The organism is Azospirillum sp. A29 (assembly GCF_042604625.1).
Taxonomy (GTDB): Bacteria; Pseudomonadota; Alphaproteobacteria; order Azospirillales; family Azospirillaceae; genus Azospirillum; species Azospirillum palustre.
This window is the reverse complement of the sequence record NZ_CP170463.1, coordinates 547,501-572,586: the sequence shown is the minus strand read 5'-3', so window position 1 is coordinate 572,586 and position 25,086 is coordinate 547,501. Positions and strand designations below refer to the sequence as shown.

The 25,086-nt window shown below is 68.1% G+C and carries 28 protein-coding genes (1 of these 28 only partly in view); 6 read left to right on the top strand and 22 right to left on the bottom strand.

Annotated features, from left to right (window positions below; all coding sequences use genetic code 11):
• Positions 1 to 19: 19 nt before the first annotated feature.
• The 8 genes from ABNQ38_RS11145 to ABNQ38_RS11110 all read right to left on the bottom strand — a co-directional run bounded on the left by ABNQ38_RS11145 (position 20) and on the right by ABNQ38_RS11110 (position 6,110).
• The gene (locus ABNQ38_RS11145) at positions 20 to 568 is read right to left on the bottom strand and encodes a biotin transporter BioY (RefSeq protein ID WP_377806896.1); all 549 of its coding nucleotides are present in this window, start codon (positions 566 to 568) and stop codon (positions 20 to 22) included.
• Positions 569 to 595: 27 nt separating this feature from the next.
• Complete coding sequence (locus ABNQ38_RS11140; RefSeq protein WP_377806895.1) at positions 596 to 1,246, bottom strand: energy-coupling factor transporter transmembrane component T family protein; 651 nt, start codon at positions 1,244 to 1,246, stop codon at positions 596 to 598.
• Positions 1,246 to 1,920: an energy-coupling factor ABC transporter ATP-binding protein gene (locus tag ABNQ38_RS11135; protein WP_377806894.1), complete on the bottom strand. Its 675-nt coding sequence runs from the start codon at positions 1,918 to 1,920 to the stop codon at positions 1,246 to 1,248. The genes ABNQ38_RS11140 and ABNQ38_RS11135 overlap by 1 nt, the downstream gene beginning before the upstream one ends.
• Before the next feature lie 174 nt (positions 1,921 to 2,094).
• Positions 2,095 to 2,922 (bottom strand): amino acid ABC transporter ATP-binding protein, encoded by an 828-nt coding sequence (locus ABNQ38_RS11130; protein WP_377806893.1) that lies wholly within the window; start codon positions 2,920 to 2,922, stop codon positions 2,095 to 2,097.
• On the bottom strand, positions 2,922 to 3,626 hold the full coding sequence (locus ABNQ38_RS11125) for an amino acid ABC transporter permease (RefSeq protein WP_377806892.1): 705 nt from the start codon (positions 3,624 to 3,626) through the stop codon (positions 2,922 to 2,924). Before ABNQ38_RS11125 ends, ABNQ38_RS11130 begins: the two co-directional genes overlap by 1 nt.
• A 4-nt stretch (positions 3,627 to 3,630) precedes the next feature.
• A complete protein-coding gene (locus tag ABNQ38_RS11120) occupies positions 3,631 to 4,278 on the bottom strand; it encodes an amino acid ABC transporter permease (protein ID WP_109048685.1) in 648 nt (215 codons plus the stop codon).
• Positions 4,279 to 4,350: 72 nt separating this feature from the next.
• The gene (locus tag ABNQ38_RS11115; protein ID WP_377806891.1) at positions 4,351 to 5,181 is read right to left on the bottom strand and encodes a transporter substrate-binding domain-containing protein; all 831 of its coding nucleotides are present in this window, start codon (positions 5,179 to 5,181) and stop codon (positions 4,351 to 4,353) included.
• Between the two features lie 65 nt (positions 5,182 to 5,246).
• Positions 5,247 to 6,110: a GntR family transcriptional regulator gene (locus ABNQ38_RS11110; protein WP_377806889.1), complete on the bottom strand. Its 864-nt coding sequence runs from the start codon at positions 6,108 to 6,110 to the stop codon at positions 5,247 to 5,249.
• Positions 6,111 to 6,317: 207 nt separating this feature from the next.
• On the opposite strand from ABNQ38_RS11110, the gene ABNQ38_RS11105 reads away from it, so the two are divergent.
• Genes ABNQ38_RS11105 through ABNQ38_RS11095 form a run of 3 tightly spaced genes read left to right on the top strand, consistent with a single transcriptional unit; the run spans position 6,318 to position 9,959 of the window.
• Positions 6,318 to 7,643 (top strand): paraquat-inducible protein A, encoded by a 1,326-nt coding sequence (locus ABNQ38_RS11105; RefSeq protein WP_377806888.1) that lies wholly within the window; start codon positions 6,318 to 6,320, stop codon positions 7,641 to 7,643.
• Positions 7,636 to 9,339, top strand: coding sequence for an intermembrane transport protein PqiB (locus ABNQ38_RS11100; RefSeq protein ID WP_377806887.1), 1,704 nt, complete (start codon positions 7,636 to 7,638; stop codon positions 9,337 to 9,339). The genes ABNQ38_RS11105 and ABNQ38_RS11100 overlap by 8 nt, the downstream gene beginning before the upstream one ends.
• 20 nt (positions 9,340 to 9,359) lie before the next feature.
• A complete protein-coding gene (locus ABNQ38_RS11095) occupies positions 9,360 to 9,959 on the top strand; it encodes a membrane integrity-associated transporter subunit PqiC (RefSeq protein ID WP_377806885.1) in 600 nt (199 codons plus the stop codon).
• A gap of 20 nt (positions 9,960 to 9,979) precedes the next feature.
• On the opposite strand, the gene ABNQ38_RS11090 is transcribed toward ABNQ38_RS11095, so the two are convergent.
• The 5 genes from ABNQ38_RS11090 to ABNQ38_RS11070 all read right to left on the bottom strand — a co-directional run bounded on the left by ABNQ38_RS11090 (position 9,980) and on the right by ABNQ38_RS11070 (position 14,444).
• Positions 9,980 to 10,519: a hypothetical protein gene (locus ABNQ38_RS11090; RefSeq protein ID WP_377806883.1), complete on the bottom strand. Its 540-nt coding sequence runs from the start codon at positions 10,517 to 10,519 to the stop codon at positions 9,980 to 9,982.
• A gap of 93 nt (positions 10,520 to 10,612) precedes the next feature.
• Positions 10,613 to 11,371 carry an ABC transporter permease gene (locus tag ABNQ38_RS11085; protein ID WP_377806882.1) on the bottom strand — a complete coding sequence of 253 codons (759 nt, stop codon included), beginning with the start codon at positions 11,369 to 11,371 and terminating at the stop codon, positions 10,613 to 10,615.
• On the bottom strand, positions 11,368 to 12,327 hold the full coding sequence (locus tag ABNQ38_RS11080; protein ID WP_377806880.1) for an ABC transporter ATP-binding protein: 960 nt from the start codon (positions 12,325 to 12,327) through the stop codon (positions 11,368 to 11,370). The genes ABNQ38_RS11085 and ABNQ38_RS11080 overlap by 4 nt, the downstream gene beginning before the upstream one ends.
• Positions 12,324 to 13,508, bottom strand: coding sequence for an ABC transporter permease (locus ABNQ38_RS11075; RefSeq protein WP_377806879.1), 1,185 nt, complete (start codon positions 13,506 to 13,508; stop codon positions 12,324 to 12,326). The genes ABNQ38_RS11080 and ABNQ38_RS11075 overlap by 4 nt, the downstream gene beginning before the upstream one ends.
• Before the next feature lie 9 nt (positions 13,509 to 13,517).
• On the bottom strand, positions 13,518 to 14,444 hold the full coding sequence (locus ABNQ38_RS11070) for an ABC transporter substrate-binding protein (RefSeq protein ID WP_377806878.1): 927 nt from the start codon (positions 14,442 to 14,444) through the stop codon (positions 13,518 to 13,520).
• Positions 14,445 to 14,627: 183 nt separating this feature from the next.
• Between ABNQ38_RS11070 and ABNQ38_RS11065 the strand changes: the two genes are divergently transcribed.
• Positions 14,628 to 14,804: a hypothetical protein gene (locus ABNQ38_RS11065; RefSeq protein ID WP_174473776.1), complete on the top strand. Its 177-nt coding sequence runs from the start codon at positions 14,628 to 14,630 to the stop codon at positions 14,802 to 14,804.
• A gap of 58 nt (positions 14,805 to 14,862) precedes the next feature.
• Here ABNQ38_RS11065 and pqqE read toward each other — a convergent pair whose 3' ends face one another.
• From pqqE to ABNQ38_RS11020, 9 genes are all read right to left on the bottom strand, one after another.
• Positions 14,863 to 15,981, bottom strand: coding sequence for a pyrroloquinoline quinone biosynthesis protein PqqE (gene pqqE, locus ABNQ38_RS11060; protein WP_377806877.1), 1,119 nt, complete (start codon positions 15,979 to 15,981; stop codon positions 14,863 to 14,865).
• Positions 15,982 to 16,018: 37 nt separating this feature from the next.
• Positions 16,019 to 16,315 (bottom strand): pyrroloquinoline quinone biosynthesis peptide chaperone PqqD, encoded by a 297-nt coding sequence (gene pqqD / locus ABNQ38_RS11055; protein WP_174473774.1) that lies wholly within the window; start codon positions 16,313 to 16,315, stop codon positions 16,019 to 16,021.
• Positions 16,312 to 17,088, bottom strand: coding sequence for a pyrroloquinoline-quinone synthase PqqC (gene pqqC / locus ABNQ38_RS11050; protein ID WP_377806876.1), 777 nt, complete (start codon positions 17,086 to 17,088; stop codon positions 16,312 to 16,314). The genes pqqD and pqqC overlap by 4 nt, the downstream gene beginning before the upstream one ends.
• Entirely contained in the window at positions 17,085 to 18,017 is a 933-nt protein-coding gene (gene pqqB, locus ABNQ38_RS11045) for a pyrroloquinoline quinone biosynthesis protein PqqB (RefSeq protein ID WP_377806875.1), read from the bottom strand. The genes pqqC and pqqB overlap by 4 nt, the downstream gene beginning before the upstream one ends.
• Before the next feature lie 112 nt (positions 18,018 to 18,129).
• Positions 18,130 to 18,210 carry a pyrroloquinoline quinone precursor peptide PqqA gene (gene pqqA / locus ABNQ38_RS11040; RefSeq protein WP_014249839.1) on the bottom strand — a complete coding sequence of 27 codons (81 nt, stop codon included), beginning with the start codon at positions 18,208 to 18,210 and terminating at the stop codon, positions 18,130 to 18,132.
• Between the two features lie 136 nt (positions 18,211 to 18,346).
• Positions 18,347 to 18,835: a rhodanese-like domain-containing protein gene (locus ABNQ38_RS11035; RefSeq protein WP_377807414.1), complete on the bottom strand. Its 489-nt coding sequence runs from the start codon at positions 18,833 to 18,835 to the stop codon at positions 18,347 to 18,349.
• A gap of 110 nt (positions 18,836 to 18,945) precedes the next feature.
• Complete coding sequence (locus ABNQ38_RS11030) at positions 18,946 to 19,596, bottom strand: response regulator (protein ID WP_377806873.1); 651 nt, start codon at positions 19,594 to 19,596, stop codon at positions 18,946 to 18,948.
• Between the two features lie 172 nt (positions 19,597 to 19,768).
• On the bottom strand, positions 19,769 to 20,230 hold the full coding sequence (gene pedF / locus ABNQ38_RS11025; protein WP_377806871.1) for a cytochrome c-550 PedF: 462 nt from the start codon (positions 20,228 to 20,230) through the stop codon (positions 19,769 to 19,771).
• A 266-nt stretch (positions 20,231 to 20,496) separates the two neighbouring features.
• Positions 20,497 to 21,414 carry an SIS domain-containing protein gene (locus ABNQ38_RS11020; protein WP_377806870.1) on the bottom strand — a complete coding sequence of 306 codons (918 nt, stop codon included), beginning with the start codon at positions 21,412 to 21,414 and terminating at the stop codon, positions 20,497 to 20,499.
• Between the two features lie 238 nt (positions 21,415 to 21,652).
• On the opposite strand from ABNQ38_RS11020, the gene edd reads away from it, so the two are divergent.
• Both edd and zwf read left to right on the top strand, forming a co-directional pair.
• Positions 21,653 to 23,491: a phosphogluconate dehydratase gene (gene edd, locus ABNQ38_RS11015; RefSeq protein ID WP_377806869.1), complete on the top strand. Its 1,839-nt coding sequence runs from the start codon at positions 21,653 to 21,655 to the stop codon at positions 23,489 to 23,491.
• A 138-nt stretch (positions 23,492 to 23,629) separates the two neighbouring features.
• Positions 23,630 to 25,086, top strand: the 5' portion of a protein-coding gene (gene zwf, locus ABNQ38_RS11010) for a glucose-6-phosphate dehydrogenase (RefSeq protein WP_377806868.1). The gene runs 64 nt beyond the window's last position; 1,457 of the gene's 1,521 nt are visible here — the first part of the coding sequence; its start codon is at positions 23,630 to 23,632; the stop codon falls past the right edge of the window.

Genomic DNA, 25,086 nt, shown 5'->3' with positions numbered 1-25,086 from the left:
TCCCTCTGGCGCCATTCTCTCAGGCATGGATCGCCAGGATGCCGGCGCGGCGGACGCCCGAGGCGGCAACGGCGGCGATGCCGGCCTTGATCAGGTCGCCCGGCACGAAGGCCAGCGAGCCGAACACCGCCTTGTTGATCGGCAGGCCGGCGACCAGCCACAGCCAGGGAATGCCGCCGGCATAGACGACCATGATGCCGCCAAGCACGCTGACCACGAAGAGGCGGAACGGATTGGCGCCGGTGGCGAACCGCTCAGCCAGCCAGCCGGTGACGAAGGCGGCGGCCGGCATGGACAGCACGAAGCCGCCGGTCGGCCCCATCAGGACGCCGATGCCGCCGCGCCCTCCGGCCAGCAGCGGCAGGCCGGCCGCGACCAGCAGCACGAACAGCAGTGCTGCGATGCCGCCGCGCTTGGCGCCCAGGATGGTGCCGGCCAGCATGACGCCCAGCGTCTGCGCGGTGATCGGCACCGGCAGGAAGCCGAGCGGAATCGGCGGCGCCATGCCGAGCCCGCCCAGCAGGGCGGCGAACAGGGCGCAGAGGACGAGGTCGCGGGTGGACAACATGGCGGACGCTTCCTTCGGCTGGTGACGTTATCGTTGCGTGCTGTTTTTGTTTTCGCTGTCGTTCGTCCCGGCATCCACCGGGTCATAACCGCGCGCTTCCAGTGCGGCGGTCAGATCATCGGCCATGGTGAGGATCTTGACCAGCAGCGGAACGAACAGGGCGGCTATGTTGCGCTCCACGCCGCGGGCACGCTGGGCCATCCGCACCTCGCGCACTTGTTCGCCCAGCAGCGGGATGAAGCGGATGGTCAGGGCCAGCATCAGCGCCATCTTTGCCGGGTTGACCCCGACCGGCCGCAGCAGGCCGAACAGCCGCTCGAACAGATCGACCATGTCCATGACGCGGGTGGTCAGCGTGACCAGGGTCGCCAGCAGGATCAGGGCGGCGAAGCGGGCGACGGCGACCGCCGTCTCCTCCCACCCGCCGCCGGCCAGCAGCGCCTGGAAACCGAACAACAGGGTCAGCATCAGCACCGGCGCCCGAAGCTCAGTCAGCACCCGCTTGGCCGGCAGCGTTGCCGCCACAAGCACCGCGGCGCCGATCAATCCGGCGGCCAGCGCTCCCCAGCCGCCGGGCAGGGCCAGCACCAGAATGGTCACCAGCAGCAGGCCGCCGAGCTTCGCCCCTGCCGGCAGGCGGTGAACGACCGACTCCCGATGCAGGTAGAGGCCCAGCATCAGCCGAGCCGCTCGATGTAGGCCGGCACGGTTTCCGCCGGCGGGCCGTCGGCGACGACGCGGCCATCCTCCAGCACCAGCGCCCGGTCGAAATCCTTCACCATGTCGAGGTCGTGGGTGACGACGATCACTGTCTGCGGCAGGCCACGCAGCAGGTCGATCACCTTGCGGCGGTTGCGCAGGTCGAGCAGCGTGGTCGGTTCGTCGAAGATGACATAGGCCGGCTCAAGCACCAGTACCCCGGCGATGGCGAGCAGCTGCTTCTCGCCGCCGCTCATCTGGTGGGCCGGCTGGTGCCGGTAGCGGTCGAGGTTATAGCGCTCCAGCGCCCCGGCGACGCGGCGGGCGATCTCGTCCTTCGGCAGCTTGCGTGCCTTCAGTCCGAAGGCGAGATCCTCTTCCACCGTCGGATAGACGATCTGGGTGTCGGGATTCTGGAAGACGAAACCGACCCGCCGGCGCACCGCCCGGCCGTCGCTGCGGGTATCCAGACCATCGACCGTGACAGTGCCGGCGGCCGGTACGATCAGCCCGTTCAGCAGGCGGGCCAGCGTGCTCTTGCCCGAGCCGTTGCCGCCGAGAATGGCGATGCGCCGCTCGGCCAGCCGCAGCGACAGGTCGTGCAGGACGGGGCGGTCGCCATAGGCGTGGGTGACGGACCGGAGTTCGATCATCGACGGAGCCAGGGCTTTCGCGTTGCAGTTCTGTTGCGCGTGCGAAAGGTTCTTAGCGAGTATATGAGGCGCGTGCCAGGGGTGAGTTGCCAAATTTGCAACTTCCGCCCTCTCCCGTCCCATGCCTCAGCATGGCAAGGGAGAGGGAAAAAACAAACGACGCACGGTAGAAGATCAGAAGCTGTTGCGCTCGTGATAGGTCTGAAGGAATTGCTGCACCCGCGGTTCGGTGGATTCGTGGAAGACCTCGCGCGGGGTGCCGAAGGTGGCGATGCGTCCGCGGTCGAGGAAGGCGACCTTGTCGGCGACGTTGGCGGCGAAGCCCATCTCGTGGGTCACCACCACCATGGTCATGCCGTCGGCCGCCAGATCGCGCATCACCTGCAACACCTCGCCCACCAGTTCGGGGTCGAGGGCGGAGGTCGGCTCGTCGAACAGCATCAGGTGGGGTTCCATCGCGATGACGCGGGCGATGGCGACGCGCTGCTGCTGGCCGCCGGACAGGCGGGCGGGGTAGCTGTCGGCCTTGGCCGCCAGACCGACCCGGTCCAGCATCCGGCGGGCGTGGGCGGTGGCGGCGACCTTTTCCATGCCGCGGACCTGCACCAGGGCTTCGGCCACATTCTCCAGCGCGGTCATGTGGGGCCACAGGTTGAACTGCTGGAACACCATGCCGACGTTGCGACGCAGATCGCGCAGGTCGCGGTTGGACAGGCGGCGGCGCGGCATATCCTCGCTATAGCCGACAAGTTTGCCTTCGATGCGGATCTCGCCGCGGTCGTAGACCTCCAGGAAGTTGATGCAGCGCAGAAGTGTGCTCTTGCCCGACCCGCTGGGACCGATCAGGCAGACGACCTCCGATTTGTTGACGGTCAGGTCGATGTCGCGCAGCACCTCGTTGGTGCCGAAGCTCTTGCCGACGCCGCGGATCGAAACCATCGGCGCGGCGTCGCCCTGTATTGCGGCGCGCGACGGGGTGGCGGTTTGGGAAACGGCGGTCATCACGCCCTCGCGGTTGCAGTCTCGGACGACGACCCTTGCGGCGAGGCGTGGGTCAGGAAACGGGTGACGCGCGCCTCCAGCCGGCGGCCCAGGCGCGACACCACCTCCACCAGCAGCCAGTAGAACAGCGCCATCCCCAGGATGGTCTCGAAGGTGGCGAAGGTCTCCGCCGCCATCGTCTGCATCTCGTACATCAGTTCCGGCACGGTGATGATCGACAGCACCACCGTCTCCTTGGTCAGGATCGCCATCATGTTGACGATGGCCGGGATGGTCGACACCAGCATTGCCGGCACGATCACCCGGCGCAGGATCGAGCCGTATGACATGCCGAGGCTGAGCGCCGCCTCCACCTGTCCCTTCGGCACCGCCTGATAGCCGGCGCGGAAGATCTCGGCGAAATAGGCGCTGCCGTAGATGCCGAGGCCGAGGATGCCAGCGGTCGTCGCCTCCAGCCGCAGGCCGATGGCCGGGCCGCCGCTGTAGAGCAGGAACAGCTGGATCAGGAAGGGCGTGCCGCGGATCACCTCGATATAGGCGCGGATGATCCAGCGCAGCGGCTTCACCGGCAATTGCCGCAGCAGCATGAGCGCGAAGCCCAGCACCATGCCGATGAGGCAGCCGGCGCCCCAGCACAGGATGGTGACGCCGAAGCCGCGCAGCAGCGCCGGGCCGTACTGGACGAGGAGGGAGAGGTCCAACATCGGGTCAGGCCTGTTGCAGGCGGCGTTCGACCAGCGTGCCGAACAGGGCCAGCGCGCCGTTGATCGCCAGATAGATGAGGCCGGCCGCCAGATAAATCTCAAGCGGACGGTAGTTGCTGGCCGAAATGGTCTGGCTGGTCCGCGTCAGCTCCGCCACCCCGACGACGGAAATCAGCGAGGAGGCCTTCAACAGCAGGATCAGCTCGTTGACCAGTGCTGGGACCGAGATGCGGAAAGCCTGCGGCAGCAGGATGCGCGTCCAGATCGACGACCCGGGGAAGCCCAGCGCCAGCGCCGCCTCCGACTGGCCGTGCGGGACGGCGTTCAGCGCGCCGCGGTAGATCTCCGACACATAGGCGCCGGACGCGAGGCCGAGCGCCGCGATGGAGGCGACAAGCGGCGGCACGTCGATGCCGATCAGCGGCAGCATGTAGTAGATCAGCAGAAGCTGGATCAGCAGCGGAACGCCGCGGAAGAAGCTGACATAGACACCGCCGGCCATGTCCGCCGCCCGGCCGCCGGACTGGCGCGCCACGCAGACGACAACGCCGATCACCTGCCCCAGCAGCACGCCGAGCAGAGAGACCCAGATGGTCGTGACGGCCGCTCCCAGCAGATAGGGAAAGGCGTCGATGATGACGCTGAACTTCATCGTGTGGGCCTTGGTCGGGCGATCCTGTCCCTCTCCCGCCCGAAAGGCGGGAGAGGGAAGGTCATGCGTTCCTTAGAGCTGCGGTTCCGGAACGGTGGTCGGCAGCTCCTGCGAGACGCCGAACCACTTCTTCTGGATGGCGGCCATGCGGCCATCCTTCTGGATCTTGACCAGGGCGGCGTTGACCGCCTCGATCAGGCTCTTGTCGTCGTCGCTGGGACGGCCGACCCACGAGAAGTAGGAGGGCTTGCCGAAGGGCGGCAGGACGACGGCGAAGGTCTCCTTGCGCTGGGCGGCGGCGAAGTTCAGGTTCGGCAGCGAGTTGACCGAAGCGTCGACGCGGCCGGCGGCCAGATCGGCGTAGGACTGGTTGCTGTCGACATATTCGCGCACGTCCGGCGGGGTCGGCAGCGTCTGGCCGAATTCCTTCACCTGGGCCAGCTGCGAGGTGCCCTTGCCGCCGCCGACCTTCTTGCCGGCGATGTCTTCCGGCTTGTTGATGGTCTTGTCATCGGCGCGCTTCATCAGGGCGGCGGTCGCCTCGGAAATCGGAACGGTGAAGGAATAGCGCTTCATGCGCTCCTTCGTGATGGTGACCGGGGCGATGACCAGATCGAACTTCTTGGCTTCCAGGCCCGGCAGCACGCTGGTCCAGGGCAGGTCCATGTACTTGGCCTTGACGCCCAGCTCCTTCGCCACCTCGTCGAACAGGTCCTTGTCAACACCCCTGTATTCGTTGTTCTCAAGAAAATCGAAGGGCGGGAACTGCATCTCGGTGGCGACGGTGAAGACGCCCGCCTTCTTCACGTCGGCCAGCGTGTCGGCCATCGCCGTCCCGGCGGCGGCACCGGCGACCAGCAGGGTGGCGCCCAGCAGCGCCGTCTTGAACATCGTCCGAACCATAGCCTTGCTCTCCATCGTGAAGTCACCCCTGTTGCGGCCGGCGCCTGTCACCGGTCCTTTTGTGTTTACAAATTCAACTCGGTCGCGCTGTCGGTGATCGACGATCCGCTGAGGCTGAAGCGGTCACCGACCGAGAGGAAATGAACCAGTGTCACCGGCCGGCTGAGATGCATGGTCTGCCGCCGGATCGACAGGCAGGCCGCACCGGCTTCCACCCCCAGCAAGGCCGCCATCTCCGCGGTCGCGTTGACCGCGCGCACGGTGTGGTCGGCCGATGACCAGGGAACCCGGTCGACCAGCCATCGGCTGGGTGCCACGACATCGAAGGATTCGTCAACCACCTCCGGCACGACGTCCAGATTGACCAGCCGGCGTTCGTGCTGGATCGGCGTGCCGTCGCTGAAATGCAGGCATTCCAGCGTCAGGATCGGCGTTCCGTCGGGCAGGTCGGGCCAGCGGATGCCCTCGCCGTTGCGAAAAATCCTGCGGTCGCGAATGCGGAATTCGTAGACACGCCCATCCCGCGCCACCACGTCGCCGATGTCCTCAATGGGCAGGGCGAAGCGGTCGCGGCGGCCGGTGGCGACGAAGGTGCCGGCGCGGCGGCGGCGGACCAGGAAACCCTCCCGCGCCAGCAGGGCGATGGCCTTGTGCACGGTCTGACGGGAGACGCCGTAGAGGCTGGACAGTTCCGCCTCGTTGGGAAGGCGCTGGCCCGCCTGCCAGCGCCCGCGCAGGATCTGCCCGGCGACGGCACGCTTGATCTGGTCGAACAGGGGGCCGCGGCCGTCCAGGGCGCTGTCCTTCACGGTGCTGTCCGGGGCGACGCCCACCTGCGCCGGACCGGCTTGCAGCGGATGTTCCGGCGGGGACGCCGGTCCGTTACCGCGGTTCTGTCCGGTCAGGCCTTGCCGTGCCAACCCCTGCACCCCGCTCTCCGCGCCGCGTTGCGATGTGACGTTTCGGCGATAATGTATGTACATAATCTTTCGGTCAATCGCGAATTCCCGAACGTGACACAAGCCATGTTGCAATGCGGCGGAATTCCGCCTATCCGCTTCGCAGGGGCTTGCGCCAACGCTGATAAAAGCCAATTGGAGAGCGGGTTTCGTCGGTTGGAAGGTTCGCGTGCGTGCATGTCGGTTGGATCGGGCAAGGAAGGGTTGAGGGTGCCGGCGGCGGAGAGTCGTGACGACCTCGTCGCTTGTCCCGACTGCGGCCGCCTGCACCGCGTCCGCCTGCCGGCGCCGGGCCGCCGGGCCGAATGCACGCGTTGCGGCGCGGTGCTCTTCCGGAATGGACGCGGCGGCGTCCGCCACGCGCTGCCGATGGCGGTCGCCAGCGCCCTGATGCTGATGCTCATCGCCGCCAACCCGCTGATGGGCGTGAACATCCAGGGCAACGACCGCACAAGCCTCGTCACCACCGGTGTCGAGATTCTGGCCGACCAGGGCATGTGGCCGCTGTCGCTGCTGGTCGGCGCGCTGGTGCTTGCCGCCCCCTTCGCCCGCATCATGGCGGTGATCGCCGTGCTGCAACGGCTGCATGACGGTCGCCCACCCACCCACGTGCGGGAGACCGCGCGTCTCTTCGCCTGGGCCGAGAAGCTACGGCCCTGGGCGATGCTGGATGTCTTCCTGCTTGGGCTGCTGGTCGGCTATTCGCGGCTGAAGGGCTTCGCCAACGCGGAGTTCCTGGCCGGCGGGCTGGCGCTGGGCGGCTTCGTGCTTGCCGGCACGCTGATGGATCTGGCGCTCGACAGCCGCCGGGTCTGGCAGGCGATCGACCATGTGCCTCCCAGCGATGCGCCGGCGCCCAGGCGCTGGGTCGCCTGCACCGTCTGCCAGCGTGTCCATGGCTGCGACCATGGGCCGGCGCCGGACCGCTGCACCCGCTGCCACAGCCGCCTGCACCCGCGCGAACCGAACAGCCTGGAGCGCACCGCGGCGCTGGTGTCCGCCGGCGCCGTGCTCTACATCCCGGCCAACCTGTTGCCGGTGATGACCGTCGTCAATTTCGGCCAGGGCGCCCCCAGCACGATCCTCAGCGGCGTGCATGAACTGGCGGAGGCCGGGCTGTGGCCGCTGGCCCTGCTGGTCTTCGTCGCCAGCGTCGCCGTGCCGGTGCTGAAGCTGGTAGGGCTCGGCTGGTTCCTCCTGGCCGCGTGGCGGCGTTCGGCCGCGAGGCTGCACGCCCGGACGCGGCTGTACCGCATCATCGACGCCATCGGGCGCTGGTCCAACATCGACGTGTTCATGATCGCCATCCTCACGGCGCTGGTGCAGTTCGGCGCCGTCGCCTCCGTCCGCGCCGATCCCGGCGCCATCGCCTTCGCCGGCGTGGTCGTGCTGACCATGATCGCAAGCCACATCTTCGACCCGCGGGTGATGTGGGACCGCGCGGAAGAGGGCGCGCCCGATGCGGCGCAGAACGCACAGGCTGGAATGACGCGGCATGGCTGACGAGACCCGAGACAACGACCGGCCGGACACCCATTCGCCTGCCAACCACCCGTCTGCCGGCCACCCGCCCGAGGTCGCAACACCGCCGCGCCGGCGGCTGTCGCCCCTGTGGCTGCTGCCGCTGGTGGCGGCGCTGATCGCCGGCTGGCTCGGCTGGCGCTGGCTCGAGGAGCGCGGGCCGCAGATCGTCATCACCTTCCAGTCCGGCGACGGGCTGGAGGCCGGGCGGACCCGCATCAAGCACAAGAACGTCGATCTCGGCGTGATCGAATCGGTGCGGCTGTCCGATGACCTGTCGCAGGTGATCGCCACCGCGCGCATGGACCGCACCGCCGCCCGCCACCTGAAGGACGGCACCCGCTTCTGGATGGTGGCGCCGCGCCTCGGCCTCGGCGGGGTATCGGGGCTCAGCACCGTGGTGTCCGGCACCTATGTGGAGATGGAGCCCGGCGGCGGCGATGACCGGCGGGAGTTCGACGCGCTGGATGAGCCGCCGGTGGTCCGCGCCGACGTGCCGGGCCGCAGCTTCAACCTGAAGACCGAGCAGCTGGGATCGCTGGCCCAGGGCTCTCCCGTCTATTTCCGCGGCGTCCAAGTGGGCGAGGTGATGGGCTACAACCTGTCGCCGCAGGACCGCAGCGTGTCGGTGGCGATTTTCGTCCGTGCGCCCTATGAGGGCTTGGTGCATGAGGGAAGCCGCTTCTGGCGGTCGTCGGGTATCCAGTTCTCCGCCGGAGCCGACGGCATCAAGTTCCAGACGGAATCGCTGAAGTCGCTGGCGCTGGGCGGCGTGGTGCTGGAGACCCCGCCCGATCCGGAGGCTGGGGCACAGGCGTTGGATTGGGCCAGCTTCACGCTTTACGAGGATCAGGCGTCCGCCGCAGCTGCGCGCGACCGGCTGCGCGTGCGCTACCGGCTGGAGTTCCCCGGTTCGGTGCAGGGGCTACAGGCCGGAGCGCCGGTGCTGATGCGCGGCCTGACGGTGGGCCACGTCGCCGCCGTGCGGCTGGTGTATGACGAGGCCAAGGAGGAGTTGCACATCCCCGTCGACATCGATTTCGAACCCGATCTGGTCGCCCGCACCTATGCCGTGATCGACGGCAAGCCGATGGACGAGGCGGCGGTGCGCAAGCTGATCGCGATGCAGGTGCAGAAGGGGCTGCGGGCCCGGCTGGCCTCGGGCAACCTGATCACCGGGCAGAAGCTGGTATCTTTCGACTACTCTCCCGGCCTGCCGCCCTCGCCGGGATCGGAGCGGTCGGAACTGCCGACGGTGGCGTCCAGCGACCTCGATTCGATCATGGCGTCGGCCGGAGTGGTGATGGAGAAGATCTCCGCCCTGCCGCTGGACGCGCTGATCGCCGACCTGCGCGGCACCTTGCAATCGGTTGGCGGGCTGGCCGGATCGCCGGACCTCGCGCGATCACTGGCCGCACTCGCCAAGGCATTGGGCAGCGCCGATGCGCTGATGCGCGACGCCGACCGGCAACTGCCGCAGCTGGTGAAGAGCCTGCGCGGGGTGGCGACCGCGGCTGAGGGAACGCTGAAGAACGCCAACGGGCTGCTGGGCGGTGGCGGCGGTCAGGCCGACCTGCCGGGTGTGATGCGGCAGTTGAACGACGCCGCGCGGTCCTTCCGCGTGCTGGCCGACTACCTGGAACGTCACCCTGAAGCGCTGCTGCGGGGCAAGAAATAATGGGACGGGGAGCAGAGGGGATGAAGGTGGTGCGCGGATTCCGGAATGCTGCGCTGGCGCTGCCGCTTTTCGTGCTGGCGGCCTGCCAGTCGACGCCAGACAGCCGGCTCTACACGCTGGCGGTGATTCCGCCGGCCGGTGCGGCGCAGCCGGCAGCGACAACATTCCGGACCCTGGCCTTGGGCTCGCTCGACCTGCCGATGCTGATCGACCGGCCGCAGATCGTCCGCCGCATCGACGGCAACCGGGTGGAGACGCTGGAATATGACCGCTGGGCGGAGCCGCTGGTCGACGGCCTGCGCTCCACCCTGGCCGGCGACCTTGCGGCACGGTTGCCGGGGACGACGGTGCTGCCGGTGGCCGGCAGCGGGCTGGCCGAGGGGACGCCGGTGCTGGCCGTCACCGTGCTGCGCTTCGATGCCGACGCCACCGGGCGCGTGGTTCTGGATGCGCAATGGACCCTGTCGTCCGGCAGCGGATCCAGTGGGCGCAGGATCGCGCCGACACGCGAAACCGTCGAGGTGCCGTCCGGCGGTGCAGAGGCCGATGCGCAGGTTCGGACCATGAGCCAGGCGGTCGGCCAGCTGGCGGATCGCATCGCCGCTGGATTGCGGCGCTAGGCTGGACGCGCGGCGCCGCCTCAGTGCAGCAGGGTGGCGCCGCGGTCGGCAGTGGGGCGCGGCCTGTCCATCTGGCTGGTGACCGGACGGCTCGGCATGTGCAACGCCTTCGCAGGGTCCGGCAGTGTCAGGCCGGCACGGGCGAGGGCCGCGGCCAGGACGCAGAGCGGCGCCATCGCCATGCGCACGGCGGTCAGCGACAGCCAGTCGTTCATCAGCACCCCGGCCTCGCCATGTTGTCCCTGCTGCGCCAACCGCAACATGTCGAGCAGCAAAGCCTCGTCGGTGCCCAAGGTCGGGCAGGGCGGGCGATGGAGATCGAGTGGGCGGTTGGTGGCGGAAAGCACGATGCGCATCAGCGTGTCGAACGCCACCGCCGCATCGTTCGACAGACCGGCTGCGGTCATTCCATCCTGCCAATGCGGATGCTGCCGCTCCGGTTCGCGCAGAGGCTCCGCCCACAGCCGCAACACCGAGACGACCAGCGTCTCCGCATCGCACAGATCCTGGAAGCGCTCGCGACGAGGGGCGGGGCGGCGATGGGACTGCATGCTGGACATGGCGGACTCCGCTTGGTGTGGATCAGCGGAGAGTAGAACGTCAAAATTGCGAATGCAAGTCATTCGCAGTACATGGCCGCTTATGGTCCGAGGTCAGCGTTGCGACCAGCGGGTCAGCCAGCCGGCGAGCCGGTCGAACCCGGCATCGATCACCACGGCGAGTGCGGCGACGATCAGCGCGCCCTGGATGACATAGGCCTGGTTGGACCCGTTCAGCCCGACGATGATCGGCAGGCCCAGGGTCTTGGCGCCGACGGTGGAGGCGATGGCGGCGGTACCGACATTGATGATGACGGCAGTGCGGATGCCCGCCAGGATCACCGGAGCGGCCAGCGGCAGCTCGACGCGGAACAGCACCTCCGCCGGCCCCATGCCGAGGCCGCGGGCCGAGTCCAGCACCGGGGCCGGGACGCCGTCCAGCCCGGCGACCGTGTTCTCCACCACCGGCAGCAGGGCGTAGAGCGTCAGGGCGATCAGCGCCGGTTCGGGGCCGAAGCCCAACACCGGAACCGCCAGCGCCAGCACCGCCACAGGTGGGAAAGTCTGGCCCATGGTGGCGACGGTTTCCAATAGGCCGCGGAATTCCCGCCCCCAGGGACGGGTGACGGCGATGCCGGCACCGCCGCCCAGCAGGATCGCGGCGAGGCTGGAGGCGCCGACCAGCGCCATATGGTCGAGCGTCAGGTTGACGAAGCTCTCCGCCTCGTACAGCGGCCGGTCGAGGCGGGGGAACAGCGTCGCGAACAGCGGCTTCAGCGACGGCATGCCCAGCACCAGCGCCACGAGCACCGCCAGACCCAGCATCAGCCGGTCGGTCAGGAAATCCCGTGGGGCCATGCCGGCGCCGGTCATGCGGTACCGCCGGGGACCGCTCCGCCGGAGGCGGGGCGGACGAGGTCGGACAGGTGCAGCACGCCGGCCGGCCGGCCATCGCCGTCCACCACCGGCAGCCGTTCGGTGCCGCGGGCGACCATCTCGGACAGGGCGCGGTGGAGCGGGGTCTCCGCGGTCAGCGGTTCACCGGTCACGCTCTCCTGCCGGCGGGCGCGGTCGCCGACCGTCTCCACCGCCAGCCGCTTCAGCCCCCATTCCTCGCGCCCGACGAGATCGCGCACCAGCGGGCTGGCCGGACGGGTCAGGATGTCCAGCGGCGTGGCGCACTGAATCAGCCGGCCATGGTCCATCACCGCGATGCTGTCGCCAAGCCGCAGCGCCTCGTCCATGTCATGGGTGACGAAGACGATGGTGGTGCCGGTGCGGCGGTGGATCGCCGACAGCTCCGTTTGCAGGCTGGCGCGGGTGATCGGGTCGAGCGCGCTGAACGGTTCGTCCATCAGCAGGATGCGCGGCTCCGCCGCCAGGGCGCGGGCGACGCCGACGCGCTGCTGCTGACCGCCGGACAGCTGGTGCGGATAGGCGCCGCGGTACCGGCGGGGGTCGAGGTTCAACAACTCCAGCAGTTCCGTCACCCGGTCGCGGATGCGCGCCCTGGGCCAGCCGAGCAGGCCGGGGACGGTGGCGATGTTGCGCTCCACCGTCCAGTGCGGGAACAGCCCGACCGACTGGATGACGTAACCCATGCGGCGGCGCAGTTCCTCCGGCTTCAGGGACGCGATGTCCTCGCCGTCGATTCGGATGGCGCCCTCGTCGGCGGGGATCAGCCGGTTGGTCATCCGCAGCACCGTCGATTTGCCGGAGCCGGACGGCCCGATCAGCACGCGGAACTCCCCCTCTGCCACCGAGAAGGACACGCTGTCCACTGCCGTCCAGGAGCCGAAGCGCTTGGTCACCCGCTCGAATTCGATCATGGCACACTCTTTCCCGGCAGGAGGCCGATGCTGTGGGTGGCGGCGGCAATGCCGATGGAAAGCAGGGCGTCAGCCGCCACCGCCAGCAGAATGACGGGAACGGCGCCCAGCAGCACAAGGTCCAGCGCGTTGGCGAAAAGCCCCTGGAACATGATGGCACCCAGCCCGCCCGCTCCGATCAGTGCCGCCACCGCCGCCAGCCCGACCGCCTGGACCACGGTGATGCGCAATCCCGACAGGAAGACCGGCAGCGCCAGCGGCAGGTCGACGCGCAGAAAGATCTGGCGCGGCGTCAGTCCCATGCCCCGGGCGGCTTCCCGTACCGGGGCGGGAACACCGTCCAGACCGACCGCGGTGTTGCGGACGATGGGCAGCAGCGAATAGAGCGTCAGCGCGATCACCGCGGGAAGCGGTCCGACCCCGCTGATCCCCGACCCCGGCAGCATCGCGCCCAGCGCCGCCAGCGGTGCCATCAGCAGGCCGAACAGGGCGATGGACGGCACGGTCTGCACCACGTTCAGCACCGGGAAGACCGCGCGCCCGACCGCCTGAACCCGGTGGGCCGCGACGCCGAGAGGGATGCCGATCAGCAGGGTCGGGATCAGCGCCGCCGCCACCAGCATGGCATGGCGTAGCACGGCATCGGCGAAGATCTCGCGCCGGTTGGCGTATTCCTTGAGGATCGACAGCGCATCGAGATGACCGGATGCCAGTTGCAGCGCCACCAGCGCGGCGACCGCTCCGCCGAACGCCATCCGGCCGATTGCGCCCAGCCTCAGCCGGCGCGCTGCGTCGATGGTGGTTAGCAGGCCCGCCGCCGCCATCACCCAGAAGCCGGAGGCGAAGGAGGTCCGCGCCGCTGAGGACGCTCCCTGGGCCAGTGCCGCCGCCTGTGCGCCCGCCAGCCAGACCAGCCCGGCGGTGAACAGTCCGCCCGCTGCGACGGTCAGGCCAAGCCCGGCAGGGGTGGGGCGCAGGAACGGCGTCGCCAGCAGCACCAACCCCGGCAGCAGGGCCACGGCCCCATCCAGCCCCTGCATCGCCGCCCACAGCGACACCGGCCGTCCCGACAGCAGACGGTTGGGTGCGAAGCCGAGAAAGGGCAAGGCCATAGCGGCGACTGCCGCGGCCAGCACCATCAGCAGGGCGACGCGGTTGTGCAGGAGAAGTCGGCTGGTCACGTCGCCGGCTTACTTCAGGAAGCCCTTGGACTTCAGGTAGTCGGTGGCGACCTGCTTCTGGTCCTGGCCGTCCACCGAAATCTTGGCATTCAGCCCGCGCAGGGTCTCGGCATCGAGGCTGGCGAAGACCGGGTTCAGCAGGTCGGCGATCTTCGGGTTGGCGGTCAGCACGGTGGCGCGGACGGTCGGTGCCGGCTCATACACCATCTGTGCGCCCTTGGTGTCGGCCAGCACGACGAGGTCGAGTGCCGCGATGGCGCCGTCGGTGCCGTAGACCATGGCGGTGTTGACGCCCGACGTCTGTTCGGCCGCCGCACGGATGGTGGCCGCGGTGTCGCCGCCGGCCAGGATCAGCATCTGGTCGGGCTTGAGCGCGAAGCCGTAGGTCTGCTGGAAGGAGGGCAGGGCAGCCGGGCTCTCCACGAACTCCGCCGACGCGGCGACCTTGGCCTTGCCGCCGCCGCCAACCCACTTGGCGAAATCCTCCATGGTCTTCAGCTTGTTGGCGTCGGCCACATCGCGCCGCACGGCCAGCGCCCAAGTGTTGTTGGCCGGGGCCGGCTTCAGCCAGACGATGCTGTTCTTCTCCTGGTCAAGCTGCCGGACCTTGTCATAGCCGGCGCCGGCATTCTTCCAGACCGGATCGCTGTCGACATTGAAGAAGAAGGCGCCGTTGCCGGTGTATTCGGGATAGATGTCGATCTCGCCGGACAGCAGGGCGCCGCGCACGATCTTGGTCGGGCCCAGCTGGATCTTGTTCTCCGTCGGGATGCCGCCCGCCTGCAAGACCTGAAGGATCATGGTGCCGAGCAGCCCGCTTTCGGCATCCAGCTTCGAGCCAACGCGGACCGCATCCGCCGCCTGTGCCGTGCCAGCGACGAGACCGACCGCCAGGATTGCCGCACCCATATAGGCGCGGCTCTTGTTGAAGATCATGAACACCCCGGAACCTCCCCCTGAAAGCATTGGGAAAAGGATGGGTGACGGCTGCGCTTACGGCAAGCCGCGCTTTCCGTCTGTCCTGTCCCGGATATGAGTTTTCGCCTATTTCCCTAAGGAACTTCCCATCCGGTGACACTGTTGAGCGGGAAACATCCCACAGCCCAACAGGAGGATTCGATGTCCCAGGGCGACAAGGACAAATACACCGACAAGCAGAAACGCAAGGCCGAGCATATCGAAGAAAGTTACGAGAAGCGCGGCGTGTCCAAAGATGAGGCGGAAAGCCGCGCCTGGGCGACGGTCAACAAGCAGGATGGTGGCGGCAAGAAGGGCGGTTCGGGGCACGACAAGTGAGGAGGGCGGGCAGGCAGGGGGAAATCGATGCCGATACTTCCCCCCACGCCAAACCGCTCTAAAGTCCGCGATAGGTCCACTCCGTCCCCAATGCCGCGGCGTCGCGGTCGCGCAGAACGGCGACCTCCGCATGGGCCGGCGACAGTTCGCAAACCGGGTCGGTCGCATCGGCGCTGCCCGCCAGCGCCAGGGCCTGACAGCGGCAGCCGCCCCAATCCTCCTCCTTGTGATCGCAGGACTGGCAGGGCTCCGGCATCCAGTCGGTGCCACGGTAGCGGGCGAAAGCCGGACCATCGCGCCAGATGTCGGACAGGCTGCGGTCGTGCACCGTCTCGAACGTCATCCCCGGAATCGTCTCCGCCGCATGGCAGGGCAGAACCCGGCCGCGCGGGGTGACGTTCATGAAACGGCGCGCCCAGCCGCCCATGCAGCTCTTCGGCCGGCGGGCGTAATAATCCGGCACGACGTAATCGACCACGATCCGCCCGGCCAGTTCGGGCAGCCGCGCGCGCACCGCCGCGTCCATCGCCAGCAACTGCTCACGCGACGGCATCAGGGCCGCGCGGTTGGCAAGCGCCCAGCCGTAATACTGCACGTTGGCGATTTCGATCCGCCCGGCGCCGAGATCCATCGCCAGATCGATGACATCGTTCACCCGGTCGATGTTGTGGCGGTGCAGAACCGCGTTGATGGTCAGCGCCATACCCTGCCGGACCACCGCCCGCGCCACCTCCAGCTTCTTCGCATGGCCGCCCTTGAAGCCGCCGACGCGGTCGGCACCTGTGGCCTCGGCATCCTGGAGGCTGATCTGCACATGCTGAAGCCCGGCGCGCTGCAACCGCTCCAACCGCGGTCGATCTAGCAGCACGGCGGAGGTGATGAGGTTGCTGTAGAGCCCGATCTCCGTCGCGTGGGCGACCAGCTCCTCCAGATCCTTGCGGACGCAGGGCTCTCCGCCGGAGAAATGCACCTGGAGCGCACCGGCGTCCGCCGCCTCGTCAAGCACGCGCTTCCAGGTGGCGGTGTCCAGCTCCGCGCTGGCGGACTCGAGCGCCACCGGGTTGGAGCAATAGGGGCAGCGCAGCGGGCAGCGGTGCGTCAACTCCATCAGCACGGCGAAGGGCGGGGCCGGTTCGGCGGCCGGGGATGCCGCGAAGGCGGGCAGGGTGCAGCTCATTGAACACACCTCCTGGAGACACACCTCCCGGGGCATCTCATGTGACGACATAACCCTTGTTGCGCAGGTCGGTCAGCATCTCCAGCACGTCGGCGGCGACCTCCGTGCGCGGCGCGTCGTATTCCACGGTCAGCCGGTCGATGCCGGCGGCCACATCGGCGATCTCCGCACCGACACAGGCGCGCACCACCGCCAGCGCCATCTCGTCCAGCACCAGAAGCCGCTCCGGCCCCATCAGCATCCACTGGCCGCGGCGGCGGTCGTTGCGCAGCATGACGCCGGGGGCCAGCCTCAACCGGTCGGTCTCGGCAATGTGGGGAGCGACGGCGTTCACCGGCTGTACCGTGTCGGTTCCATGTCCACCGGCACGAAGGCGCCGGGCGGGATCAGGTTGGGGGTGACATAGGCATGGTGCAGGGCATCCAGCTGCGCCCACAGCAGTTCGGTCTTGAAGCGGAGGGCGCGCAGGCATTGCTGCTGTTGTTCCGCTGTATGGGCATTGGTCAGCACATAATCCAGCCCGAACTCCACGTCGCGCGGCGCCTCGTCCAGCCGCTTGCGGAAGTAGGACAGGGTGCTGTCGTTGGCGAAGGCATAGTTGCGCTCGAACCCGGCGATGCGTTCGCGGTGGATCGACGGCGCGAACAGCTCGGTCAGCGAGGACGCCACCGCCTCCAGCAGCGAATGGTCGCGCACGAAATTGACATAAGCGTCCACGGCGAAGCGGGTGGCGGGCAGGAGACCCTCCAGCGACTTCACATAATCGCGGTCCAGCCCCAGCCCGTCGGTCAGCCGCAGCCAGCGTTCGATGCCGCCGACCTTGGTCTCGTCCAGTTCGCCGGTCTGGGTCAGCCCGTCATGGTCCAGCACGCGCTGCAACCAGGCGCGGCGCAGCGCCGGATCGTCCATGCGAGACATGATGGTCAGATCCTTGCGCGGGATCGACACCTGATAATAGAAGCGGTTCAGCGCCCAGGCCTGGATCTGCCCCTTTTGCAGCTTGCCGCCGTGCAGCAGCTGATGGAACGGGTGGAGGTCGTGATATTGCCGCTCGCCGATGGCATAGAGGGCGGCGCGGAACTCCTCGCGGGACATCGGCTCAGTCATAGGGTCAGCTCCAGCCCGTCATGGGCGATGCGCCAGCCGGCCGCCTCGGCCTCCGCCCGTTCAGGCGAATCCTCCAGCAGGGCGGGGTTCGTGTTGTTGATGTGGATGTAGAATTTGCGGGCGACGCTCAGCGGCGCGAAGGCGGCCATGCTGCCGGCCGGTCCCGACATCGGCATGTGCCCCATGCGTGCCGCCGTCTTCACCCCGGTGCCGCTGCGGATCATCTCGTCGTCGGTCCAGGTGGTGCCGTCGAACAGCACGAGCGGCGCCCCATGCAGCCGGTCCGCCAGCCAGCCCGGCATGCCGGCACAGCCGGGGATGTAGAAGAAACCGTCGCTGGACCCGTCGCTGGGGCGGATGCGCAACGCCACCGTGTCCTCGGCTACGGAGCCGAAGCCGGGTCCGGCTGACGTGTCCTCCAGATAGAGCGCCACCTTGCCCGGCACCGCGAACGCCTCGACCTCCAGCCCCAGCGGCCGACCGTCGGCGCCGGCTGGCTGGAACGGCTCGCCCAGCGCCATCGGGCGTCGCGCGACCAGCTCGGGATTCAACACGTTGAACACGCTGTTGCCGGCCAGTACGCCATGGACGCGCGGGGTGGCATAGACGGCGAAGGGATGGGATTCGCGAAGGGTCAGCAGGCCGGCGACATGGTCGATGTCGGCATTGGTCAGCAGCGCCGCGCCGATCGGATTGCCGCGCAGGCCATGCTGGGGGTGAAGCTGCGGGTTGGCGAGCAGTTGCGCGCCGAGGTCCGGCGAGGCGTTCAGCAACAGCCAGCGTTCACCGTCGGCGGTCACCGCCAGCGACGATTGGGTGCGGGGCTTGGCCGCCGGATCGCCGGAACGGGCACGGCGGCAACCCTCGCAGGCGCAGTTCCATTGCGGGAAGCCCCCGCCGGCTGCCGAACCGAGTACGAGAATCTTCATGGCCACCGTCTTGAGCGCGACTTAAGCGCGGTCCTTGGGAAGAAGGGCCTATGGAAGGCAGGTCCGGGGAAGAGCTGTCACGCCGTACTTCCCCGGCCCCGGTTCGTCCGGCTTACAGGCCGGCGCAGGCGTAGGCGTTGATCTCGGTGCCGACGGCGATTTCGGTGGTCTTCGGTTTGCGCCAGGTCTTCATCGCGTGATACTCCTGCTTGCTGACTGTTGCTTACCAAGATGGTTGGCAAGATGAAGAGTAGCGGTCCGAGGCGGAGGGCCGCCATGCTACCATGGTGTAATCCCCCACCTCCTTCGGTGCCGACCCATCCTCGATATCAGGGAGTGGGGGCAGCGGGAGGCGGCCTCGGATGTGCTTCCTCCGTCGGCAGACCGGCTTCCATCCAGCCGTCGATGCCCGTCGGGTACCAATGGACACGGGCATAGCCAAGCAACACCGCCCGCTTGGCCGCGTTCCATGACAGCCAGCAATCGGACAGGCAGTAGAACAAAAGATCGCGGGAGCGGTCGCCGGCGGTCAGCCGGTTCAGTTGGGACTCGAACCATGCCAGCGTCGCCGGATCGGGGGCGCCCACCCCCACATTGGGCAGCCAGACGCTGCCGGGAATTTGCCGGTAGGGCTTCGATTGCAGCCAAGGGCCGCCGGGCAGCGTGCTGCGCTCCAGGCGCTGGACGAAGATTGGAATAGGACGGCCTTGCGACAGCAGCGTCTGCACCGCAGAGGTGTCGACCGTCTCAGCCCCGACGAGCCCGTCCGGCGTGGGGGAGCGATAGTCTGACAGGCGGTAGCCGTCCGGCTGCGGAATGCCGGCGGCAAGGGTGGGGGTGGTGAAGGCGAGGGTAAGGAGAAGAGCGGCGGCTGATCCCCACCTGACCGTCCTCGCCGGGCGGGGTAGGGGTAAGTGCGCACAGGCCCTCACCGCCGGTCGGCCAGCACACGGTTGGCGATCACCACCGCCTGGGTGCGGCTGTAGACCTTCAGCTTTTGCAGGATCGCCGAGACATGGGCCTTCACCGTCGTCTCGGTGATGCTGAGGTCGAAGGCGATCTCCTTGTTCAGCTTGCCGGTGCCCAGTAGTTCCAGCACCCGCAGCTGCTGCGCGGTCAAGGTGGAGATGCGCCGCGCGATCTCCGCGGTTTCGGCATCTTCGGCCTCGTCGGCGGTCGCCTCTTCCGCGGCTTGGGGAGGAACGTAAAGCTCGCCGTTCAGGACTTGGCGCAGGGCGGCGGCGATGGCGTCGCGCGGGGTCGATTTGGGAATGAAACCGGCGGCCCCGCTCTCCATAGCCTCGCGCACCCAACGGCGTTCCTCATGGGCGGAGACGACGACGACCGGCGTCGCCGGAAAGCGCTGGCGCAACGTGCGCAGCCCGCCCAGACCGTTCATGCCCGGCATGTTGACGTCGAGAAGCACGAGGTCGAGGTCGCCCCGTTCCTCAAGCGCCTGCATGACGCTCTCGAGCCGGTCCGCCTCCATCACGTCGGTGGCCTGGCAGGAATAGAGCACCGCGCTGCGCAAAGCGTCGCGCACCATCGGATGGTCATCGGCAATCAGGATCCGGGTCATGGCCTGCGGTTCCCTGCACAGCGGCAGAAAAGATGAAGACTGGGACAGCGTCCCGCCTCCATTGTGTCAGAGCGAAATGGGCGGGTGCAACAACGCGAACGACCCAAATTGTTTTGTGCGCGAACATGTCGCACCGCCATCGGATGTACTCCCCTTCGGTTGGAGCGCGCCGTCACTCCTCGTGCACGGTTTCCAGCCAGGAGCGGATCGACCACAGCGCCTCCTGCCCCAGAGCGTCACCGAACTTCGGCATGTAGGTGACGCCGTTGCGGATCGAGCCGTTGGTGACGCGCTCCTTGAACCACTCGTCGCCGGCATCGCCCTTCTCCAGATAGCGCAGGTCGGGGGCGATGCCGCCGGAGACCGCACCCAGCCCATGGCAGCGCGCGCAGTTCTGGTTGAAGGCCGAGGCGCCGATCTCCACGGCGCGCGGGTTGCCGCGGTAGGGATTGCTGTCCCTCCACTTTTCACCCAGTTTGTCCAGCCCAGTGGTGTCCACCGGCTGCGGGACGACGTCGCCATGAGCGAGAACCTGGCCGCACAGTGCCACCGTCAACAGGCCGGCCAAGGCAAGCGGGGCAAAGGGGGCGAGCCGGCGGGACCGGGTGGGCGGCGTGGCAGGGCTCTGCGTCATCTCTTGCGTCCTCTTCCTGCATCCGTCTTTGGGCTCCCGCGTTGTGCCGTGCCGCAGACTCCGCGTTTCGTGGAGGTGCTTGACGGTTGCAGGGCCGGATTGCGGCCGAGGATAGCAATCGTTCGTTCGCTTAATTATTCGACGATGGTACAACACCCGCCATCAAGGCCGGAATTGCGCCGCGGCGGCTTGGTCTATGGTCGGATGACGCAAAGGGCAGGCCTCTGGAAATCCGCCCCTCTGGAAATCCGCCGGGAACCTTCCGGTCAGCTCAGCGGCGGCAGCCGCCCGGCATTGATCGCCGCCTTCACCTTCGCCAACTGCCGCACCGCCGGATCGCCCAGCCGCAGCGCCACCCCCGTCGACAGCACGTCGATCAACGTCAGGTGCACCAGCCGCGAGGCCATCGGCGTGTACATCTCGGTGTCCTCCACCGGCCGGCTGGCGATGACGACGCTCGCCATCGCGGCCAGAGGCGACCGCGGCGCAGTGATCGCCACCACTGCCGTGCCCTGCGACCGCGCCGCCGCCGCCAGCTCGTTGATCGTCCCGCTGCGCCCGGTGTTGGACAGCGCCAGCAGCACCCCGCCGGCCGTCATGTTGACCAGCAGCATGCGCGCCAGCACCGGGTCGGCGCAGGGCTGGGCGTCGGCGCCGAAGCGCAGCAGCTTGTGCGCCGCGTCCTGGGCCAGCGCGCTCGACCCGCCGGTGCCGACGCACAACACCCGCGACGCGCCCGCCAGGAGAGCGATGGCGCGCTCCAGGGCTTCGTCGTCCAGCGTGGACGATGCCGCTGTCAGAGCCGCGGCGCTCGATGAAAAAATTTTTCGCGCCAGTGTTCCGACATTGTCGTCCGGCGCGACATCCTTGCTGACATAGGGGGTGCCGCCGCGCACCTCGTCGCGCAACGCATCCCGTGCCTGGGATTCGGCAAGCCGCAGCTTGAAGTCCGGGAAGCCGGTGCAGCCGACGCTGCGGCAGAAACGCACCACCGTCGCCTCGCTGACCTCTGCCGCCTGTGCCAGCGACGTGACGTTCAGGTCGAGCACCCGCCGCGGATCGGCCAGCACCAGATCGGCGATCTGCCCTTCCGACCGTTTCAGCCCGCTCCGCAACCGGCGGATCTCATCCAGTATATCCAATGGTGTAGGGGAGGCGGCTGTGCTGTTGACCGGAGATGTCATGGCGTAAGGTTGCTTCCCTGGAAAGGGCCGATTCCGCGAGGCGTCGGCCGCTGGAGCATCGCGAAAGCCTCAGCGTCCGGAGCGGTGCTGCCACGACTATGAAGAATTTTGCCGTGGATGGCGAGAAATCCAGCAGAGCCATCCCATTTATGAAAAAATTTTTCTTCACAGCCCGTCCTCCCAGGCGTATGGTCCGTTCCGGAAATCATCGCCTCCCACAAACGGTCGAGACGCGATCATGAGCAAGCCCGCCCCCCTGAATTCTGTCGTCGCCCGCGTCACGGAGCGTATCGCGGAGCGCAGCCGCGACCGCCGTGCCGCCTATCTGGCGCGGCTGGAAAACGCCGGCGGAAAGCCGCACCGCCAACGCCTGGGCTGCGCCAACCTCGCCCACGCCTTTGCGGCCTGCGGTGCGAACGACAAGGCGGCGCTGCGCGGCGAGACGCAGCCGTCGATCGGCATTGTCACCGCCTACAACGACATGCTTTCCGCCCATCAGCCCTACGAGCGCTATCCCGCGATGATCCGTGAGTCGGTGCGCGCGGCCGGCGGCGTGGCGCAGGTCGCCGGCGGCGTGCCCGCCATGTGCGACGGCGTCACCCAGGGTTACGAGGGCATGGAGCTGTCGCTGTTCAGCCGCGACGTGATCGCGCTGGCGACCGGCGTCGCACTGTCCCACGCAACCTTCGACGGTGTCCTGTGTCTGGGCATCTGCGACAAGATCGTTCCCGGCCTGGTGATCGGATCGCTCGCCTTCGGCCATCTGCCGACGATCTTCGTCCCCGCCGGTCCGATGCCGTCGGGCTTGTCGAATGCCGACAAGGCCAAGGCGCGCCAGCTCTATGCCCAGGGCAAGGTCGGTCGCGAGGAGTTGCTGGAGGCCGAGTCCAAGTCCTACCATGCCCCCGGCACCTGCACATTCTACGGCACCGCCAACACCAACCAGATGCTGATGGAGATCATGGGCCTGCATTTGCCGGGTGCCAGCTTCGTCAACCCCAACACGCCGCTGCGCGACGCGCTGACCGATGCCGCCGCCCGCCGGGTGGTGGCGATGACCGCCCCCGGCGCCGGCACCCCCATCGGCCGCATCGTCGATGAGCGCGCGCTGGTCAACGGCATCGTCGGGCTGCTGGCCACCGGCGGTTCGACCAACCACACCCTGCACATCCCGGCCATCGCCGCCGCCGCCGGCATCGAGCTGAACTGGGAGGATTTCTCGGAGCTGTCGGCGGTCGTCCCGCTGTTGGCCCGCGTCTACCCCAACGGCAGCGCCGACGTGAACCGCTTCCATCAGGCCGGCGGCATGCCCTTTGTCATCGGTCAGCTGATCGACGCCGGTCTGCTCCACACCGACATCTCCACCATCCATGGCGACGGCGGCCTGGAGCCGTACCGCAGCATGCCGGAGCTGGACGAGGGCGGCGCCCTGGCCTGGACCCGTGCCGCCACCGACCAGAGCGGCGACCCGTCGGTCGTCGCCACCACCGCGGCGCCCTTCGCCGCCGAAGGGGGCTTGCGCGTGCTGACCGGTAACCTCGGCCGCGGCGTCATCAAGACCTCTGCGGTCAAGCCGGAGCATCGTCTGGTCGAGGCCCCGGTCCGCGTCTTCGACAGCCAGGAGGCGGTCCAGGCCGCCTTCCGCGCCGGCGAACTCGACCGCGATGTGATCGTCGTCGTCCGCTACCAGGGACCCGGCGCCAACGGCATGCCGGAACTGCACAAGCTGACCCCGCCGCTGGGCGTGTTGCAGGACAAGGGCTTCAAGGTCGCGCTGGTGACCGATGGCCGGATGTCCGGCGCGTCGGGCAAGGTGCCGGCCGCCATCCACGTCACGCCGGAGGTGAAGGGCGGCGGTCCGCTCGGCCGCGTGCGCGATGGCGACATCCTGCGGCTGGACGCGGAGGCCGGTACGCTGAACGCCCTGGTCGATGCGGCGGAGTGGGAAAGCCGCGGCGCTCCCCCGCCGCCGAGCGAGGATGCCTCCCATGGCTGTGGGCGGGAGCTGTTTTCCCTTTTCCGCAACAATGCCGGCCCGGCGGAGAGCGGTGCTTCCGTCCTCAACCTGCTGGGGTGATCCCGCAGGACAGAAACCTGGAACCGTGGGCTGGCATCGGGCCGTGCCGGCCCCGCATTGTGACCGGCCCATCCCTGTGGCACCATGAAGCACGGGCAGACCAAAGGCACCGTGCCATCGACGTCGAGAGGTCCGAAGATGCACTCCCGCTCCACCGGTGCAGCCCCCGCACTGCCTCCCTTCGACTATACGGTGTTCGGCGGCACCGGCGATCTGGCCCTGCGCAAGCTGCTGCCGGCGCTCTACCTGCGCGACAAGGCGGGGCAAGTGGCCGAGGGCAGCCGCATCATCGGCGTCTCGCGCAGTTCGCTGGCCCCGTCCGACTACCGCGCCAAGGCGGAGGAGGCGATCCGTGAGCATGTGCCGGCCGACGAGCGCGATACCGCCCTGGTCGCCCGCTTCCTGGAGCGGCTGGATTATGTCCCGGTCGATGCCACCTCGGACAATGGTTGGGACGAACTGGCGGAGCGGCTGAACAACCCGCCGTCGCGCAGCAGCGGTGCCGTGCGCATCTTCTATCTTGCCACCTCTCCCAGCCTGTTCGGTCCGGTCAGCGATCAGCTGCGCGCCTTCGGTCTCGCCACTCCGGAGTCTCGCGTCGTTCTGGAGAAGCCCATCGGCCGTGACCTCGCCTCGGCGCAGGAGATCAACGACCGCGTCGGCGCTGTCTTCACCGAGCAGCAGATTTACCGCATCGACCATTATCTCGGTAAGGAGACGGTGCAGAACCTGCTGGCTCTGCGCTTCGGCAACTCCCTGTTCGAGCCGCTTTGGAATGCCGACCACATCGACCATGTGCAGATCACCGTCGCCGAAACGGTCGGCGTGGAGGAGCGCGGCGGCTATTATGACCAGTCCGGCGCCTTGCGCGACATGGTCCAGAACCACCTGCTGCAACTCGTCTGTCTGGTCGGCATGGAATGCCCGATCTCGCTCGCCCAGGAATCGGTGCGCGACGAGAAGCTGAAGGTCCTGCGCTCGCTCAAGCCCATCGGGGCGGACGAGGTCGGTGGCTGCACCGTCCGCGGTCAGTATCGCGCTGGCGCGGTGGCCGGTGGCGCGGTGCCCGGCTATCTCGACGAACCCGGTATCCCGCCCGGCAGCGGCACCGAGACTTTCGTTGCGCTGAAGCTGGAGATCGACAACTGGCGCTGGGCCGGTGTGCCCTTCTATCTGCGCAGCGGCAAGCGTCTGCCGGCCAAGATGTCGGAGATCGTCATCCAGTTCCGGCCGATCCGCCATTCGATCTTCCCGCAAGGGGCAGGGGAGCTGCAGGCCAACCGCCTGATCGTCCGGCTCCAGCCCGACGAGAGCATCCGCCTGCATCTGATGACCAAGGAGCCGGGGCCGGGCGGCATGCGTTTGCGGCCGGCGGCGCTGAATCTCAGCTTTGCCCAGACTTTCGGCGGCCGGTTCCCGGATGCCTACGAGCGTCTGCTGATGGATGTGGTGCGCGGCAACTCCACCCTGTTCATGCGTCGCGACGAGGTCGAGGCGGCTTGGCAGTGGGCGGAGCCGATCATCGACGGCTGGATGTCCCGGCACGAGATGCCGAAGCCCTATATCGCCGGCACCTGGGGGCCTTCGCAGTCCAT